General features: G+C 45.4%; 15 protein-coding genes. 13 read left to right on the top strand and 2 right to left on the bottom strand.

Annotation, left to right across the window (positions count from 1 at the left end; all coding sequences use genetic code 11):
• Positions 1–8: 8 nt before the first annotated feature.
• The 9 genes from nuoH to FD968_RS05560 all read left to right on the top strand — a co-directional run bounded on the left by nuoH (position 9) and on the right by FD968_RS05560 (position 8,903).
• Entirely contained in the window at positions 9–1,082 is a 1,074-nt protein-coding gene (gene nuoH, locus FD968_RS05600; protein ID WP_215364469.1) for an NADH-quinone oxidoreductase subunit NuoH, read from the top strand.
• An 11-nt stretch (positions 1,083–1,093) separates the two neighbouring features.
• Complete coding sequence (nuoI, locus tag FD968_RS05595) at positions 1,094–1,585, top strand: NADH-quinone oxidoreductase subunit NuoI (RefSeq protein ID WP_215364467.1); 492 nt, start codon at positions 1,094–1,096, stop codon at positions 1,583–1,585.
• Between the two features lie 21 nt (positions 1,586–1,606).
• The gene (locus FD968_RS05590) at positions 1,607–2,254 is read left to right on the top strand and encodes an NADH-quinone oxidoreductase subunit J (protein ID WP_215364465.1); all 648 of its coding nucleotides are present in this window, start codon (positions 1,607–1,609) and stop codon (positions 2,252–2,254) included.
• Positions 2,251–2,559 (top strand): NADH-quinone oxidoreductase subunit NuoK, encoded by a 309-nt coding sequence (nuoK, locus tag FD968_RS05585; protein ID WP_215364463.1) that lies wholly within the window; start codon positions 2,251–2,253, stop codon positions 2,557–2,559. The genes FD968_RS05590 and nuoK overlap by 4 nt, the downstream gene beginning before the upstream one ends.
• Positions 2,560–2,561: 2 nt before the next feature.
• Positions 2,562–4,616 carry an NADH-quinone oxidoreductase subunit L gene (nuoL, locus tag FD968_RS05580; protein ID WP_215364461.1) on the top strand — a complete coding sequence of 685 codons (2,055 nt, stop codon included), beginning with the start codon at positions 2,562–2,564 and terminating at the stop codon, positions 4,614–4,616.
• 24 nt (positions 4,617–4,640) lie between these two features.
• Positions 4,641–6,107: an NADH-quinone oxidoreductase subunit M gene (locus tag FD968_RS05575; RefSeq protein ID WP_215364458.1), complete on the top strand. Its 1,467-nt coding sequence runs from the start codon at positions 4,641–4,643 to the stop codon at positions 6,105–6,107.
• A 10-nt stretch (positions 6,108–6,117) separates the two neighbouring features.
• Positions 6,118–7,617, top strand: coding sequence for an NADH-quinone oxidoreductase subunit NuoN (nuoN, locus tag FD968_RS05570; protein WP_215364456.1), 1,500 nt, complete (start codon positions 6,118–6,120; stop codon positions 7,615–7,617).
• A 134-nt stretch (positions 7,618–7,751) separates the two neighbouring features.
• On the top strand, positions 7,752–8,351 hold the full coding sequence (locus tag FD968_RS05565) for an NUDIX domain-containing protein (protein WP_215364454.1): 600 nt from the start codon (positions 7,752–7,754) through the stop codon (positions 8,349–8,351).
• A 66-nt stretch (positions 8,352–8,417) separates the two neighbouring features.
• On the top strand, positions 8,418–8,903 hold the full coding sequence (locus tag FD968_RS05560) for a DUF1178 family protein (protein ID WP_215364452.1): 486 nt from the start codon (positions 8,418–8,420) through the stop codon (positions 8,901–8,903).
• A gap of 64 nt (positions 8,904–8,967) precedes the next feature.
• Here the strand turns inward: FD968_RS05560 and FD968_RS05555 are convergent, their stop codons facing one another.
• The gene (locus FD968_RS05555) at positions 8,968–10,488 is read right to left on the bottom strand and encodes a CoA-acylating methylmalonate-semialdehyde dehydrogenase (protein WP_215364450.1); all 1,521 of its coding nucleotides are present in this window, start codon (positions 10,486–10,488) and stop codon (positions 8,968–8,970) included.
• Positions 10,489–10,650: 162 nt separating this feature from the next.
• Here FD968_RS05555 and FD968_RS05550 point away from each other — a divergent pair, with 162 nt between their 5' ends.
• Both FD968_RS05550 and FD968_RS05545 read left to right on the top strand, forming a co-directional pair.
• Positions 10,651–11,772 (top strand): NADH:flavin oxidoreductase/NADH oxidase, encoded by a 1,122-nt coding sequence (locus tag FD968_RS05550; protein WP_215364448.1) that lies wholly within the window; start codon positions 10,651–10,653, stop codon positions 11,770–11,772.
• A gap of 29 nt (positions 11,773–11,801) precedes the next feature.
• On the top strand, positions 11,802–12,779 hold the full coding sequence (locus FD968_RS05545) for a tripartite tricarboxylate transporter substrate binding protein (RefSeq protein WP_215364447.1): 978 nt from the start codon (positions 11,802–11,804) through the stop codon (positions 12,777–12,779).
• Between the two features lie 3 nt (positions 12,780–12,782).
• Here FD968_RS05545 and FD968_RS05540 read toward each other — a convergent pair whose 3' ends face one another.
• The gene (locus tag FD968_RS05540; RefSeq protein ID WP_215364444.1) at positions 12,783–14,099 is read right to left on the bottom strand and encodes an amidase; all 1,317 of its coding nucleotides are present in this window, start codon (positions 14,097–14,099) and stop codon (positions 12,783–12,785) included.
• A 71-nt stretch (positions 14,100–14,170) separates the two neighbouring features.
• Here FD968_RS05540 and FD968_RS05535 point away from each other — a divergent pair, with 71 nt between their 5' ends.
• Positions 14,171–14,833 (top strand): SprT family zinc-dependent metalloprotease, encoded by a 663-nt coding sequence (locus FD968_RS05535; RefSeq protein ID WP_215364441.1) that lies wholly within the window; start codon positions 14,171–14,173, stop codon positions 14,831–14,833.
• Positions 14,834–14,911: 78 nt separating this feature from the next.
• Positions 14,912–16,003 (top strand): tartrate dehydrogenase, encoded by a 1,092-nt coding sequence (locus tag FD968_RS05530; RefSeq protein ID WP_305848940.1) that lies wholly within the window; start codon positions 14,912–14,914, stop codon positions 16,001–16,003.
• Positions 16,004–16,017: the final 14 nt, after the last annotated feature.

Below are 16,017 nucleotides of genomic sequence, written 5' to 3'. Positions count from 1 at the left end.
GGGACGAGATGGATAATTTCTTGAACCTCATTACCACTCAAGGTGAAGCTATCTTTGGATCACTGTGGCCACTTGTTTGGGCATTGATCCGTATCGTGATCATTGTTCTGCCAATGTTTGCTTGCGTTGCTTACTTAACGCTCTGGGAGCGTAAGTTAATTGGTTGGATGCACATACGTCTTGGGCCAAACCGTGTTGGTCCATTGGGTTTGTTGCAGCCAATCGCTGATGCATTAAAACTGTTGATGAAGGAGATTATTTCTCCTGCACAGGCTAGCAAGGTGCTGTATTTTATTGCGCCAATTATGGTGATCATGCCGGCGTTTGCTGCATGGGCGGTGATTCCATTCCAGGCGAAGATGGTGTTAGCTGATGTTAATGCTGGTCTGCTGTACATCATGGCGATTTCATCAATTGGTGTGTATGGTGTGATTCTGGCTGGCTGGTCTTCAAACTCTAAATATCCATTCCTTGGCGCGATGCGCGCATCTGCTCAAATGATTTCTTATGAAATCGCGATGGGCTTCGCTTTAGTAACGGTATTGTTGACCTCAGGCTCTCTGAACTTAAGCACGATTGTGGCTTCACAACAGCAAGGTTATTTTGCGAGCATGGGATTGAACTTCCTGTCTTGGAATTGGTTGCCATTGCTACCCATGTTCTTGATCTATTTCATCTCTGGCGTTGCAGAAACCAATCGTCACCCATTTGACGTAGTTGAAGGGGAGTCTGAGATCGTTGCTGGCCACATGGTTGAATACTCAGGCATGTCATTTGCGATGTTCTTCTTGGCTGAATACGCCAACATGATTCTGATTGCAGCAGTTGCTTCGATCATGTTCTTGGGCGGCTGGTTACCAATTGTTGACCTGCCTATCTTGCGTGATATCCCAGGATTCTTCTGGTTGTTCGGCAAAACATTCTTCTTGCTGTCTTGTGTGATTTGGTTACGTGCGACTTTGCCACGCTATCGCTATGACCAGATCATGCGTTTAGGCTGGAAGATCTTTATTCCCATCTCGGTATTCTGGGTGGTTGTTATCGGCGCCTGGGTGGTTTCCCCATGGAATATTTGGAAATAAGTTGATCAATCATGTTTAAGAAAATTTCCCAATTCCTCGATAGCTTGATGCTGAAAGACATTCTGACTGGTATGTCGATTACTGGTCGCTACCTTTTCAAGCCCAAGATTACGATTCAGTATCCAGAAGAGAAGACGCCTTTATCAAGCCGTTTCCGTGGTTTGCATGCATTACGCCGCTATGAAAATGGTGAAGAGCGTTGCATTGGTTGCAAGCTCTGTGAAGCGGTATGCCCCGCATATGCAATTACTATTGAGACCGCAGAACGCGATGACGGTACACGTCGCACCTCCCGTTATGACATTGATTTAACGAAGTGCATTTTTTGTGGCTTCTGTGAAGAGGCTTGTCCGGTTGACGCTATTGTCGAAACCAATATTTTTGAATATTTTGGCGATAAACGTGGTGATCTGTATTTCACAAAAGAGATGCTTTTGGCTGTAGGCGATAAGTATGAAAAAGATATTGCCGCTAACCGTGCTGCTGACGCACCTTATCGTTAATCGAATAGAGCCCACATCAATATGACATTCGATCCATCTACTTTATTTGCCGTGTTCTTCTACGGTTTTGCAGGCTTGCTAGTCATCTCTGCATTGCGCGTGATCACGGCACGCAACCCAGTGCATGCTGCACTATTTTTAGTTTTGGCATTTTTCTGCGCCTCTGGCCTTTGGATGTTGCTCAAAGCGGAGTTTTTAAGTCTCGCATTAATCCTGGTTTACGTTGGCGCTGTGATGGTCTTGTTCCTCTTCGTGGTAATGATGCTCGATTTGGATCTTGAGCATCTGCGTCGTGATTTTAAGAAATACCTGCCAGTTGCGTTCTTAATGGGTGCAGTGATTGTTCTTGAGTTATCCATTGTGATCATTCGTAGCTTTATTGGTACAAATGCACCAGTGCAGCCAATGCCTGAAGAAATTGCGGCGAACAATACTCAGGCCTTAGGTATGCTGATTTTTGGTGATTATGTCTATGCCTTTGAAGTAGCCGGCGTAATTTTGCTGGTAGCGATCATTGCCGCAGTTGCATTAACGCTGCGGAATCGCAAAGACTCTAAATCGCAGAATATTCATGACCAGGTCAATGTAGTTGCTGCTGATCGTATGCGCATCGTCAAAATGGGATCTGATATGGCGGCAAAACAGGACACTAGAGGGGAGCAGAAATGAATATCACTCTAGCTCACTACTTGGTGCTCGGCGCAATCTTGTTTGCAACCAGTGTCATTGGTATCTTCTTAAATCGTAAGAACATCATCGTGCTGTTAATGGCTATTGAATTGATGCTTCTCTCGGTGAACATGAACTTTGTTGCCTTCTCACACTACTTAGGAGATATGGCAGGTCAAGTATTCGTATTCTTTATTTTGACTGTGGCAGCTGCTGAGGCGGCTATCGGCTTAGCAATCTTGGTTGTGCTCTTCCGTAAGGTTGACACCATTAATGCTGAAGATCTTGACCACCTAAAAGGCTAGTCATGCAATTGACCTTAAATATTCCTGTTCTCTGCGCGATCCCATTAGCCCCTTTGGTGGGTTCAATCATTGCGGGTTTCTTTGGCACTAAATTAGGTGGTAATCGTATTGGTCATGGTGCAAGTCAATTCGTCACTATTTTGGGCGTAACGATTGCCTTTGTCTTATCTTGCAATGTCTTGCTGCAGGTGATGGATGGCTTCTATTTCAATGGTACTGTTTATCGCTGGATGCAATTGGGAGAGTTGAACTTAGATATTGGCTTTTTAATCGATCCATTAACCGCTACCATGATGTGTGTGGTGACCTTTGTTTCGCTTATGGTTCATATCTACACCATTGGTTATATGCAGGGTGAAGAGGGCTACAACCGTTTCTTCTCCTATATTTCCTTATTTACTTTTGCCATGTTGATGTTGGTAATGAGTAATAACCTCCTGCAACTCTTCTTCGGATGGGAAGCAGTGGGTGTTGTGTCCTATTTATTGATTGGCTTTTACTTTGAGCGTCAGTCAGCTGTTTTCGCCAATATGAAAGCCTTTTTGGTTAACCGTGTAGGTGACTTTGGCTTCATTTTAGGTATCGGTCTATTGCTCGCAAGCACAGGCTCTATGCAATATGACGTGATCTTTGCACAGAACGCCACCTTGGCTGCGCAGACTTTACCTGGTACTAGCTGGAATTTGGTGACCGTTGCTTGTATTTGCTTATTTATAGGTGCCATGGGTAAATCTGCGCAATTCCCATTGCACGTTTGGCTTCCAGACTCCATGGAAGGCCCAACCCCAATTTCTGCATTGATTCATGCGGCAACCATGGTTACAGCAGGTATCTTCATGTTGTCACGTATGTCTCCATTATTTGAGCTCTCAGATGTTGCCTTGAGCTTTATCTTGGTGATCGGCTCGATTACAGCCTTGTTTATGGGTTTCTTGGGCATTGTGCAAAACGATATCAAGCGCGTTGTGGCCTATTCAACTTTGTCACAGCTCGGCTATATGACTGTTGCTCTAGGAGTATCTGCATACCCAGTGGCAATCTTTCATCTAATGACCCATGCTTTCTTTAAGGCCTTGTTGTTCCTTGCCGCTGGTAGCGTCATCTTAGGAATGCACCATGAGCAAGATATGCGCAAGATGGGCGGCCTCTGGAAATATATGCCCATTACATGCTTAATGATGTTGCTTGGTAACCTGGCTTTGATTGGAACACCGTTCTTTTCAGGCTTCTACTCAAAAGACTCCATCATTGAAGCAGTAGCGGCTAGCCACATTCCCGGCTCTGGTTTTGCGTACTTCGCAGTGATGGCCAGCGTGTTTGTTACCGCCTTGTATTCTTTCCGTCTATATTTCTGGGTATTCCACGGTAAAGCACGCTGGGGTCATGCTGATTCACATGATCACCACCATGACCATGCAGAGCAGGGGGATGACCACGCTCATCATGGCTTAGCACCAGGCGAGAAGCCACATGAGTCTCCATTGGTTGTGACCCTTCCATTGATTCTTTTGGCTATCCCATCAGTCATTATTGGTTTCTACACGATTAGCCCCTTACTATTTGGCACTTATTTTGGTGACTCTATCTTCATCGATTTGGCTCGTCACCCAGTCATGAAAGAACTTGCAGAAGAATTCCATGGTCCAGTAGCGATGGCAATACACGCATTTACTTCACCGGTGCTTGGACTCGTCGTGCTTGGAGTTCTGACGGCAGCGATTGGCTACCTATGGGTACCAAAATTACCGGCTAAGTTTGCAGAAACATTTGCGCCAATCAAGAAATTGTTTGATAACAAATACTATTTGGATGATTTAAACCAGGCTGTTTTTGCTAAGGGCCTCATTTGGATTGGGAGCATCTTATGGCATCGTGGTGATCAAAAGGTCATTGATGGCTTCTTTGTTAACGGCAGTGCGCATACAGTAGGGCGCTTTGCTGGAGTGATTCGTCATTTGCAATCCGGTTATGTGTATCACTATGCGTTTGCAATGATTGCAGGCCTGGCGGTATTGCTAGCTTGGGTTTTGTACGCTTACCTGCCTTTTGTTCGATAGGCCTTTGTTACTTAAGTAGCCACTATGATTCTTTCTTACGCCATTTGGACCCCGATTGTTTTTGGACTCATTATTTTGTTTTATGGGTCTGAAAAGCCGTCTGCTGGAGTGCGCTGGTTAGCGCTCATCGGTTCGATCATCGGCTTTATTGCAACCCTACCACTGGTGATTAATTTTGATATTGCCAATCCAGGTATGCAGTTTGTTGAAAAAATTAGCTGGATACCACGCTATGACATTAATTATTTCTTAGGTATTGATGGTATTTCTGTCTGGTTCATCGTACTTACCGCTTTCATCAACATTTTTGTGGTGATTGCTGCTTGGGAAGTGATTGATACCAAAGTTTCTCAATACATGGCTTCATTCATGATCCTGTCTGGATTGATGATTGGTGTTTTCTGCGCGCTTGATGCCTTGTTGTTCTATGTCTTCTTCGAAGCAACCTTGATTCCGATGTACATCATCATTGGCGTATGGGGTGGACAAAACCGCATCTACGCTGCATTCAAGTTCTTCTTGTATACCTTGCTTGGCTCATTATTGACATTGGTTGCCATGCTCTATCTGTACAACGTAACCAATAGCTTTGATATCTTGGTTTGGCAAAATGCCCGCCTTGATATCGTTGAACAAATACTGTTGTTCTTCGCATTCTTTATGGCTTTTGCTGTAAAGGTGCCAATGTGGCCTTTACATACATGGCTCCCAGACGTACACGTCGAGGCGCCAACTGGAGGCTCAGTGGTGTTGGCAGCCATTATGTTGAAACTCGGAGCTTATGGCTTCCTTCGTTTCTCGTTGCCGATTGCACCAGATGCAAGCCAATATCTGGGCCCTTTTGTCATCTTCTTATCTTTAGTTGCTGTGATTTATGTGGGTGCAGTGGCCTTGGTTCAAAAGGATATGAAAAAGCTGGTTGCGTATTCATCTGTGGCGCATATGGGCTTCGTGACTCTTGGCTTCTTTCTCTTTAGCCCTTTAGGCATTGAGGGCGGGATTGTGCAGATGATTTCACACGGCTTTGTTGCTGGTGCAATGTTTTTGTCCATCGGTGTTTTGTATGACCGTATGCATACGCGTCAAATTGCGGATTACGGTGGCGTAGTGCATCGTATGCCTGCATTTACAGCTTTTGCAGTATTAATGGCGATGGCGAACTGTGGATTACCTGCCACCTCTGGTTTCGTTGGCGAGTTTATGGTGATTTTGGCTGCCGTCGATTATGACTTTGTCATTGGCATCCTTGCTGCGACTGCATTGATCCTTGGTGCTGCCTATTCATTATGGATGGTCAAACGTGTATTTTTCGGAACCATTACTAATGCCCATGTTGAGGAACTTAAAGATCTCAACACCCGTGAATATTTCATGATGACTGTGTTATCGATTTGTGTAATTGGTATGGGCGTGTATCCAAAACCATTTACCGACATTATTCATCCAGCCGTAATCAATCTGCTACAGCATGTTGCTGTTAGCAAACTCTGAGTAAAAGTAAATGCAAGCATTCGACCTATACGCCATCCTGCCGGAACTCGTTTTACTTCTTGCAACTTGTTTATTGCTAGTAGCTAGTGTTTACGTTCCTGAAAGAGTTACCGCTACGCCTGGTGTTGAGCAAGATATTTTCCATACACCACGCGGCGTTGGTTTTGTGTACTTCTTTTCCTTAATTCTCTTGGCCTATTTGATTTTTGCTTATGTCGGTCGGATGGGAGATGTTTCTTTAGTGGCTATGAACGGTCTGCTTCAGTCCGATCCCATTTCTAACTTATTAAAAGCATGTTCATGTGCTGCTGTACTAGTGAGCTTGGTCTATTCCAAACAATACCTTTCTGATCGCGCATTATTCCGTCCAGACTTTATTGTGATGCTGTTGTTAGCTCTATTGGGTCAAATGGTATTGATCTCAGGTGCAAACCTATTGACTCTCTATCTGGGGCTTGAGCTCATGGCCTTACCGATGTATGCCTTGGTAGCAATGCGCCATACTAGCGAGAAGAGTGTTGAGGCTGGTATTAAGTATTTCATCTTAGGTGCGCTAGCCTCCGGTTTCCTCCTCTATGGCATGTCTATGCTGTATGGCGTAACTGGTTCATTGGACTTGATAGAAATTTTCAAGACCGTTGCTGACCCACGCGTAAACCATTTGGTTATGGCTTTTGGTTTGGTATTTATTGTTGCTGGCTTAGCATTTAAGTTGGGTGTAGTACCTTTCCATATGTGGGTGCCAGATGTCTATCAAGGCGCGCCTACTGCGGTGACCTTAATGATTGCTGGTGCACCAAAACTGGCTGCATTTGCCTTGTTATTCCGCTTGCTCGTTAATACGCTGTTGCCATTGATGGGTGATTGGCAACCAATGTTGGTATTGCTTGCTGTCCTATCTCTCGTAGTGGGTAACGTTACTGCGATTGCTCAGACTAACCTTAAGCGTATGCTTGCATATTCAGCCATTGCACAGATGGGCTTTGTATTGTTAGGCATGCTTTCGGTATTTGATGATCATGCCTTTAGCGCATCCATGTTTTATGCAATCACCTACGTCTTGACTACATTGGGCACCTTCGGTCTCTTGATGGTTTTATCTCGTAAGGGCTATGACTGTGAGACCTTAGAAGGCCTCAAAGGCTTGAACAAGAAGCATCCTTGGTTTGCCTTCATTGGTCTTGTAATGATGTTCTCATTGGCCGGCATTCCACCAACTGTCGGTTTTGCAGCTAAATTGGGCGTTTTAGAAGCTTTAGTGGATGCAGAACATACCTTCTTGGCGGTCATCGCGGTGATGGCTTCTTTAATCGGCGCCTTCTACTACTTGAGAGTCGTGAAGGTCATGTACTTTGACGAGCCCGCTCATGAAGTCACCATCACTGGATCTGGTTTTGCGAAGGGTTTGTTGAGCTTGAATACTATTTTGGTATTAGCTATCGGCATTCTTCCGGCTGGATTGATGAGTGTTTGTTTGGATGCAATGCGCCGCACATTATTGGGTTCTTAAATTTATCGCTAATCTCATTCCAAGGCTCCTATGGGAGCCTTTGTTGTTTTAGTAAATTAATAAGATCACAATGACACTGCAATGACATAAGATTTATGTATATTAATTGGTGACTCCAAGATGAAAGACTGCTTATGACCGAAAAATCGTTTAAGGATCTGCCTACGGGTGATCAACACTTACGAGAAGATAGAGTGTCAGGCGAGGATATCTACGGCGGCATCTTTTTAAACATGAAGCGTGATCAAGTTCGCTTACCCGATGGCCAAATGGCAGCACGTGAGTACCTAACGCATCCTGGTGCTGTTGCCATTGTTGCGCTATTGGATGATGACAGAGTTCTACTAGAGCGTCAGTATCGTTACCCAATAGCAAAAGCCTGTATCGAAATTCCAGCTGGAAAATTGGAGATTGGCGAAGATCATCTTTTATGCGCTAAACGTGAATTAGAAGAAGAGACTGGATATACAGCAAGAAAATGGAGCTATATTCGCCGTATTCATCCGGTAATTTCGTATTCAACAGAGTTCATTGATATCTATCTTGCAGAAGATCTGGTTCCCGGCAAGAGTAAGCTAGATGATGAAGAGTTTTTAGATGTCTTTGCAGCGCCTTTAGGGCAGTTAATGGCTTGGGTCGAAGAAGGTGAGATCACAGACGTTAAAACCACGATTTCCGCTTATTGGCTGGATCGCTATCGTCGAGGATTGGTCAGCCCTAAGCCCATCAAATAGGGCATTCTCAAATCCTATTAAAATAGGACCTATTGAATTTGGTATTTTTGCCCATATATAGGTCTTATGAAAGTCTACAACCTCGCTTGCCCTTTAGATCATCGCTTTGAAGGATGGTTTGCCTCAGAAGAGGATTGTCTTGCTCAGCAGGACAAGGGTATGCTTGCCTGTCCAGTATGCGATAGCACTCAAATTACCCGCATGCCATCTGCTCCACACATTGCTAAATCAAGCTCAACTGCATTAACCAGTCCGAATGAGAATATTGCCAGCGCTAGCGGTGAAGTTGTTGCCTTAACGGGTAATGATCACTCTCATTTAGAAGCGCAAGTTCAGGCAGCCTTTTTAAAAGGTATGCGTGAGTTGATGGGGAAGTCCGAGGATGTGGGCACTTCATTTGCTGAAGAAGCTAGAAAGATTCACTACAAGGAAGCTCCCGAGAGAAGTATTCGCGGGCAAACTACCTTAGATGAAGCTGAGTCATTAAGGGATGAGGGTATTGAAGTTTTGGCGGTACCACTCATGCCTGCATTTAAAAATACGCTGCAGTAAATTTTCATCAGAAGATAAAAAAATAGCGATCCGAAGATCGCTATTTTCATTTGAAGTCAGTCTATTACTTGGAAGTAGGCATTACAAACTCTGCGCCTTTAGCAATACTTTCTGGCCAGCGCTGCATCACGCTCTTCTGTTTAGTGTAGAAGCGTACGCCTTCTTTGCCGTAGGCGTGCATGTCGCCAAAAATCGATTTCTTCCAACCGCCAAAGCCATGCCAAGCCATCGGCACAGGAATCGGAACATTGATACCAACCATGCCTACTTGTACGCGGCGAGCAAATTCACGGGCGATATTGCCATCGCTTGTAAAGCAAGCAACACCATTACCAAATTCGCATGAATTCACGAGATTTAAGGCTTCGGTAAAGTTTGCGACACGCAAGCATGAGAGAACAGGTCCGAAGATTTCTTCGAGGTAGATCTTCATATCAGGGGTGACGTTATCAAACAGCGTGCCGCCGATAAAGAAGCCATTTTCATTGCCGGCTACTTTCAGTCCACGACCATCCACCAGCAACTTAGCGCCCGAAGCAACACCGCTATCAATATAGCCAGTAATGCGCTCTAAAGCCGCTTTAGTCACAATAGGGCCCATCTCTGCATCGAGCTCCATGCCATTTTTTACTTTGAGCGTTTTAGTGCGCTCAATTAGTTTAGGCATGATCTTTTCAGCAACATCACCAACTAACACGGCAACAGAAATTGCCATACAACGTTCACCAGCAGAGCCGTAGGCAGCACCAATCAGCGCATCAATCGCCTTGTCGATATCGGCATCAGGCATGATGACCATATGGTTCTTAGCGCCACCCAAGGCTTGTGAGCGTTTGCCAAAGTGTGCGCAGCGCTCATAGATGTAATTGGCAATCGGGGTTGAGCCAACAAAGCTAACCGCCTTTACATCTGGATTTTCAATCAACGCATCAACCGCTTCTTTATCGCCTTGGACTACGTTAAATACGCCATCAGGAAGTCCTGCTTCTTTAAGCAGTTTTGCCATAAACAAGGAAGCAGAGGGATCCGTTGGGCTTGGCTTGAGAATGAAGCTATTGCCGCAAGCGATGGCTACTGGGAACATCCACATGGGAACCATGACTGGGAAGTTAAACGGCGTAATGCCAGCCACTACGCCCAAGGGCTGACGCATTACCCAGTTGTCGATATCAGTAGATACTTGTTCGGTGTAATCACCCTTGAGGAGCTCTGGGATGCCAGTTGCAAATTCCAGAATTTCAATGCCACGAGTTACTTCGCCTTGGGCATCTGTAAATACTTTACCGTGTTCTGCAGTAATCATTGCCGCCAACTCATCGCGATTAGCATTGAGCAGTTCTAGGTACTTAAACATAATGCGTGCGCGGCGAAGAGGGCTGGTTTGGCTCCAAGATTCAAACGCTTTCTGAGCAACAGCAACAACGGAGTCGACATCTTTGCGGCTTGCTAAGGCAACCCTACGAGCAACAGAGCCCTTTGCAGGGTTAAAGACATCAGCAAAGCGTCCATCTTTTGGGGTTACAACAGAGCCACCAACATAGTGGCCGACATCTTCTTTTGATTCAAAGGCTTTTGGAGCGTTCATAGTCTTCAGTAATAAGTATGGATCGATTTTTGGGTAAATAAAGCGGAAAGGCTGATTTGCCTGCACGACTTCGCTGTCTCGTTTATTCTGCTTTTTAGTATTCTATCGCTTTAAGGCAATTTTAGTATTTTGACCCATTTTTTCGACCTTTAAGACACCCCTATGAGCCTGCTGTTTTCAAGTTTTACCCTCAATTCCCCACGTGGACCCCTGGAACTTGCTAATCGCATCGTGGTTGCCCCGATGTGCCAATATTCGGCTTCCAATGGCGAGGCCACAGACTGGCATTTAATGCACTGGGGGAACCTGCTAAATAGCGGGGCAGCCTTATTCATTATCGAAGCCACTGGCGTGACCCCAGAAGCTCGTATTACCCCTTCATGCCTGGGCTTATGGGATGACCGAACTGAGGCGGCTTTAAAGGACAAATTGAGCCGAGCTCGTAAATTAGCTCCAGCTACCCCTGTATTTATTCAGTTGGCTCATGCCGGTCGAAAAGCATCGAGCGCCACACCTTGGGACGGGGGTCAGTTATTGGCGGTAGACCAGGGTGGCTGGGAGATGTTGGCGCCATCAGCCATTCCTCAGCTTGAAGGCGAACGTTTACCCCACGAGCTCTCTAAGACAGAATTAAAAGAACTGATTGACGCCTTTGTAGTTGCTGCTAAACGCGCAGATCGTATTGGGCTTGATGGGATTGAATTACACGGTGCACATGGATATTTACTGCATCAATTCTTATCTCCAATAGCCAATCAACGCGCTGATGAATATGGCGGCTCATTTGAGAATCGCATTCGTTTTCCATTGGAGTTATTTGCAGCGGTTAGAGCAGCTTATTCGGGTGTATTGGGTATTCGTATTTCAGCAAGCGATTGGATTGAGGGCGGCTGGACTCCAGAAGAGACTGCAAACTTTGCTAAGCAACTTAAGCCTTTAGGTTGCGATTTCGTGCATATTTCCTCAGGCGGCATTTCTCCTAAGCAGAAAATTGCACTAGGACCAAACTATCAAGTACCCTTTGCCAAGATTGTTAAAGACCAATCGGGTTTGCCTACCATGACGGTTGGTTTAATTACCGACCCACACCAGGCTGAGGCCATATTGCAATCAGGAGATGCTGATCTGATTGCTCTAGCGCGTGCCTTTTTATACAAACCGCGCTGGGGTTGGGAGGCTGCCGCTGCACTAGAAGGCACCGTTAATGCCAATGAGCGCTATTGGCGCTGTTTGCCTAGAGAAGCCCAGGCGGTATTTGGAAACGTTAAAGTAGGTCAGAGATAATTTCACAAAATAATGATTAGGAGATGGTTATGAAGGTATTCGTTCTCACTAAAAAAGTATTGGCATCCTTAGGGCTTGTAACGCTTACCAGTATTGCTAGCGCCCAATCCTTTCCCGATAGACCTATTACTCTGGTTGTTCCAAATCCTCCGGGTGGATTGGTGGATACCTCTGCACGCTTATTGAGTGAGCCACTGACAAGAGTCATTGGTCAAACTGTTGTGGTAGACAATAAACCAGGTGCCAGCGGAAACATTGCCTATCAATATGTTGCCAATGCTAAGCCAGATGGATACACCTTATTAATTTCCTATTCTGGTTATCACGTTGGTAATCCAGCATTAATGGATAAGTTGCCATGGGATCCAATTAAAGATTTCTCGCCAATAGCTTTGCTGACTGTATCTACTAATGTGATCGCTGTGCATCCATCGGTGCCTGTCAATAACTTAAAAGAGTTCATTGCATACGCAAAAGCCAATCCAGGTAAATTGAATTACGCTTCACAAGGCAATGGCTCTGTATCTCATATTGGAACCGAGATGTTTAAGCAAACTACTGGTATTGAAATGGTTCACGTACCTTACAAGGGATCTGGTCCAGCTATTCAGGATGTATTGGCAGGTCAAGTTCAGGTGTTTATCTCTACACCGCCATCACTGATGCAGCATGTACAGAGTGGCAAGCTCAAGGGTCTTGCTGTTACTGGTAAGAACCGTCACCCTGGTATGCCTAATGTTCCAACAACAGCAGAAGCTGGATTACCTTCGTTTCAATTGGAATCTTGGGTAGGTTTATTTGCTCCAGCCGCCACTCCTAAGGCGGTTGTTACCAAGCTTACGGATTCCGTGAAGAAAAGTTTGGCATTGCCTGAGGTAAAAGAGCGCGCGGATGCAGCAGGTGTCGAATTGCGTTATCTCACCCCAGATCAAACTGAGGCATTGGTAAAGAGAGAGTTGCCTTACTGGAATAAAGCAATCAAATCAGCCAATATCACACTCGACTAATTTCTATCCTGATGCCTGATCTCGTAAAACGGGATCAGGCAAAGCGAGTGCAAAGGCCTTAGCGGCACTTAATAAAAAGCGATCTCTACCTAGCCCCGCGATGAGTTGAACGCCCACTGGCAAACCATTCGGTCCGGTAGCAACATTGAGATTAATGCAGGGAAGACCAAGCATGGTCCATGCCCTGCAAAATACGGGGTCACCGGTACCGTTCTTCAGAAAAGGCGCTTCACCTATCGCACTCGATGCAATGATTAAATCCAATTGATTAGAAAATAGTTCTGCAATATAGCCTTGCGCAGATTTGGAGTGCAATAAATCATCTGCATACTGCGAGTAGTTAATCTGAGTACCCTCAGCAATTTGTTCGCTAATTTGCCCACTCATCTTTTTAGTAAAATGTTCATGTTCAAAGGCAAGACTTCGTGACATTTCACTGAGCATGATGCGCGTTTGCGTTTCCTGAAGATTTGCAAAGGTTTCCGGAAAAACAATTTCATTGACTTTACCTTTAGCAATCGATTCAGCGGCAAATCTTGCTAGTGCCAGTGCTCCAGCAGTTTCTTTGCTAGCTAGACTCCAATCATTTGTTTTGCAAATCGCAATACGTGGCTTGTTATGCAAATCATCCACCAGTGCTAGAGCATGATCTCCGCTCATAGCCGCAATGCCAAGCGCTACGTCTTCAACTGTTCTACCAAAGCAACCTAGGGTGTCTAGCGAAGGCGCCAAGCTTTTGACTCCTGCCACACTCACTTTGCCGAAGCTAGGTTTGAAACCAACGATTCCACAAAATGAAGCAGGGCGAATGATGGAGCCAGCTGTTTGACTACCAGTCGCTAGCGGAATCATAAAGTCAGCAACTGCAGCAGCAGAGCCGCTCGAAGATCCTCCCGGCGTACGGCGCTCATCATGTGGGTTGCTGGTAGGGCCGCTCTTGAATGAGGCAAATTCGGTAGTGACTGTTTTACCTAAAATAATCCCTCCAGCTTGGCGCATGAGGGCTACAGAAACTGCATCGGTACTTGGGTAATGTTGGGCATAGATTGGTGATCCATAGGCAGTTGGCAGATCATAGGTATCAAATAGGTCTTTGACTCCTATTGGGAGGCCATGGAGAAGGCCCTTTATGGCGCCTTTATCGAGGGATTTGGCCTTCGCTAGGGCGTTCTCTTTACCCAAGCTCACCCAGGCCTTAACAACGCTCTCGCGCTGCCCAATTCGATCCAAGCAAGAGAGTAGTAAATCCAGGGCCTTGAGCTCTCTTTTCGCTATGGCTTTGGCTGCTTGGGATGCGCTGAGGCTTTCCAGGTCTTTCATGCATCCATTCTACTTTTGGTGGCGTATGATCGCAATTTACTGTTTTTAACCTTTCTGAAACCTGCATAAAAATGAAGCAACATTCTGTACGTGAAGCGTGGCTAGAAGATGCCGTAAGACATCTTGAGCCTGTATTTTCAAAAGCTGGCTACGCCATTCCGCCTGTAAGAGTTTCTTGTGGCTTTCCTGCTTCTAGCAGCCCAAGAACCACTTTAGGTCAGTGCTGGCCTCGAGAGCGATCAGGCGGTGGAGTAAATGAGATTTTTATTTCCCCAAAAATCGATGATCCAGTGCAATTACTGGACACCTTAGTCCATGAGCTCTGCCATGCAGTTGATGATTGCTTCAGTGGTCATGGTGAAGATTTCAAAGGCATTGCACAGACTGTTGGGCTAGAGGGTCCAGCAAGAATGGCGCATGCAACCGAAGAGCTCACTGTCAAGTTGATGATGATTAGTCAAGAGTTAGGTCCTTATCCACACCAGGCCATTGTGTTTCCACCACCGCGACCAAGTAATGCGAGTAGAAGTAAAGCAAAGTGCGGTCAATGCGGTTATGAGGTCACATTGTTAAAAAAATGGGCTAGCTATGGCGCCCCTATTTGCCCGAAAGACAATATTCGGATGTTGGAGGATGTTCCCGAAACAATCGAAAATACAACGAATTACGATAGCGAGTCCGTTGGCAAGGGTGGCAAAGCTCCCCCTGATGAGATCCGTCGGGCCATTAGCTAGCATAGGATAAGTTGGTAAAATTGACCTTTTATGCCAATTCCTCGGCCAACAATAATCATTACTTGAGACTAAGAACATATGAACGCAAAAAAAATATTTAAGAACCCGAAAATTGCAGTGATTCCAGGTGATGGAATCGGCAAAGAGGTCATTCCTGAAGGGGTACGTGCGTTAGAAGCAGCGAATCGTAAATTTGGCATTGGTATGCAATTTGATCACTTTGATTTTGCAAGCTGCGATTACTACCTAAAGCACGGCAAGATGATGCCGGATGATTGGTTTGATACTTTAATGAAGTATGACGCCATTTTCTTCGGCGCAGTCGGTATGCCTGATATTTTGCCAGACCATGTTTCGCTGTGGGGAAGTTTGATTCAGTTCCGTCGCGGTTTCGATCAATACGTCAACTTACGTCCAGTGCGTTTATTGCCTGGGGTGCCTTGCCCGCTAGCAAATCGCAAGCCTGGTGATATTGATTTCTTTGTGGTTCGAGAGAATACAGAGGGTGAATACTCTAGCGTTGGTGGAAAAATGTTCCCAGATACTGATCGTGAATTCGTCATTCAGGAATCAGTCTTTACAAGACAGGGCGTCGACCGCATTTTGCAATATGCTTATGACTTAGCCCAGAGTCGTTCTAAGAAGCACTTAACATCAGCCACCAAATCCAACGGTATTGCAATTACCATGCCTTACTGGGATGAGCGTGTTGAAGCGATGTCTAAGAAATTTTCTGATGTGAGAACAGACAAATACCATATCGATATTTTGGCTGCTCACTTTGTCATGAACCCAGATCGTTTTGATGTGGTTGTAGCAAGTAATTTGTTTGGTGATATCTTGTCTGACTTGGGCCCAGCTTGTACGGGTACTATCGCAGTTGCTCCATCTGGAAGTATTAATCCAGAAGGTAAGTTCCCATCCTTATTTGAGCCAGTGCATGGCTCAGCACCAGATATTTATGGAAAGATGATTGCCAATCCAATTGGACAAATTTGGAGCGGTGCAATGATGTTGGATCATTTAGGTTATCCAGAGGCAGGCAAAGCAATCTTCAATGCTATTGAAACAGTGTTGGCAGCAGGCCCTGGCCATGCCCCATTAACACCAGATCTTGGTGGAACTGCAAAAACGGATGATCTCGGTAAAGCGATTGCAGCAGCAATTTAACTACTCTATCTTTT

Source organism: Polynucleobacter sp. AP-Titi-500A-B4, from assembly GCF_018688095.1.
Lineage (GTDB): Bacteria > Pseudomonadota > Gammaproteobacteria > Burkholderiales > Burkholderiaceae > Polynucleobacter.
Note: the sequence above shows the minus strand (reverse complement) of the source record. Positions and strands in the feature narration are given on the sequence as shown.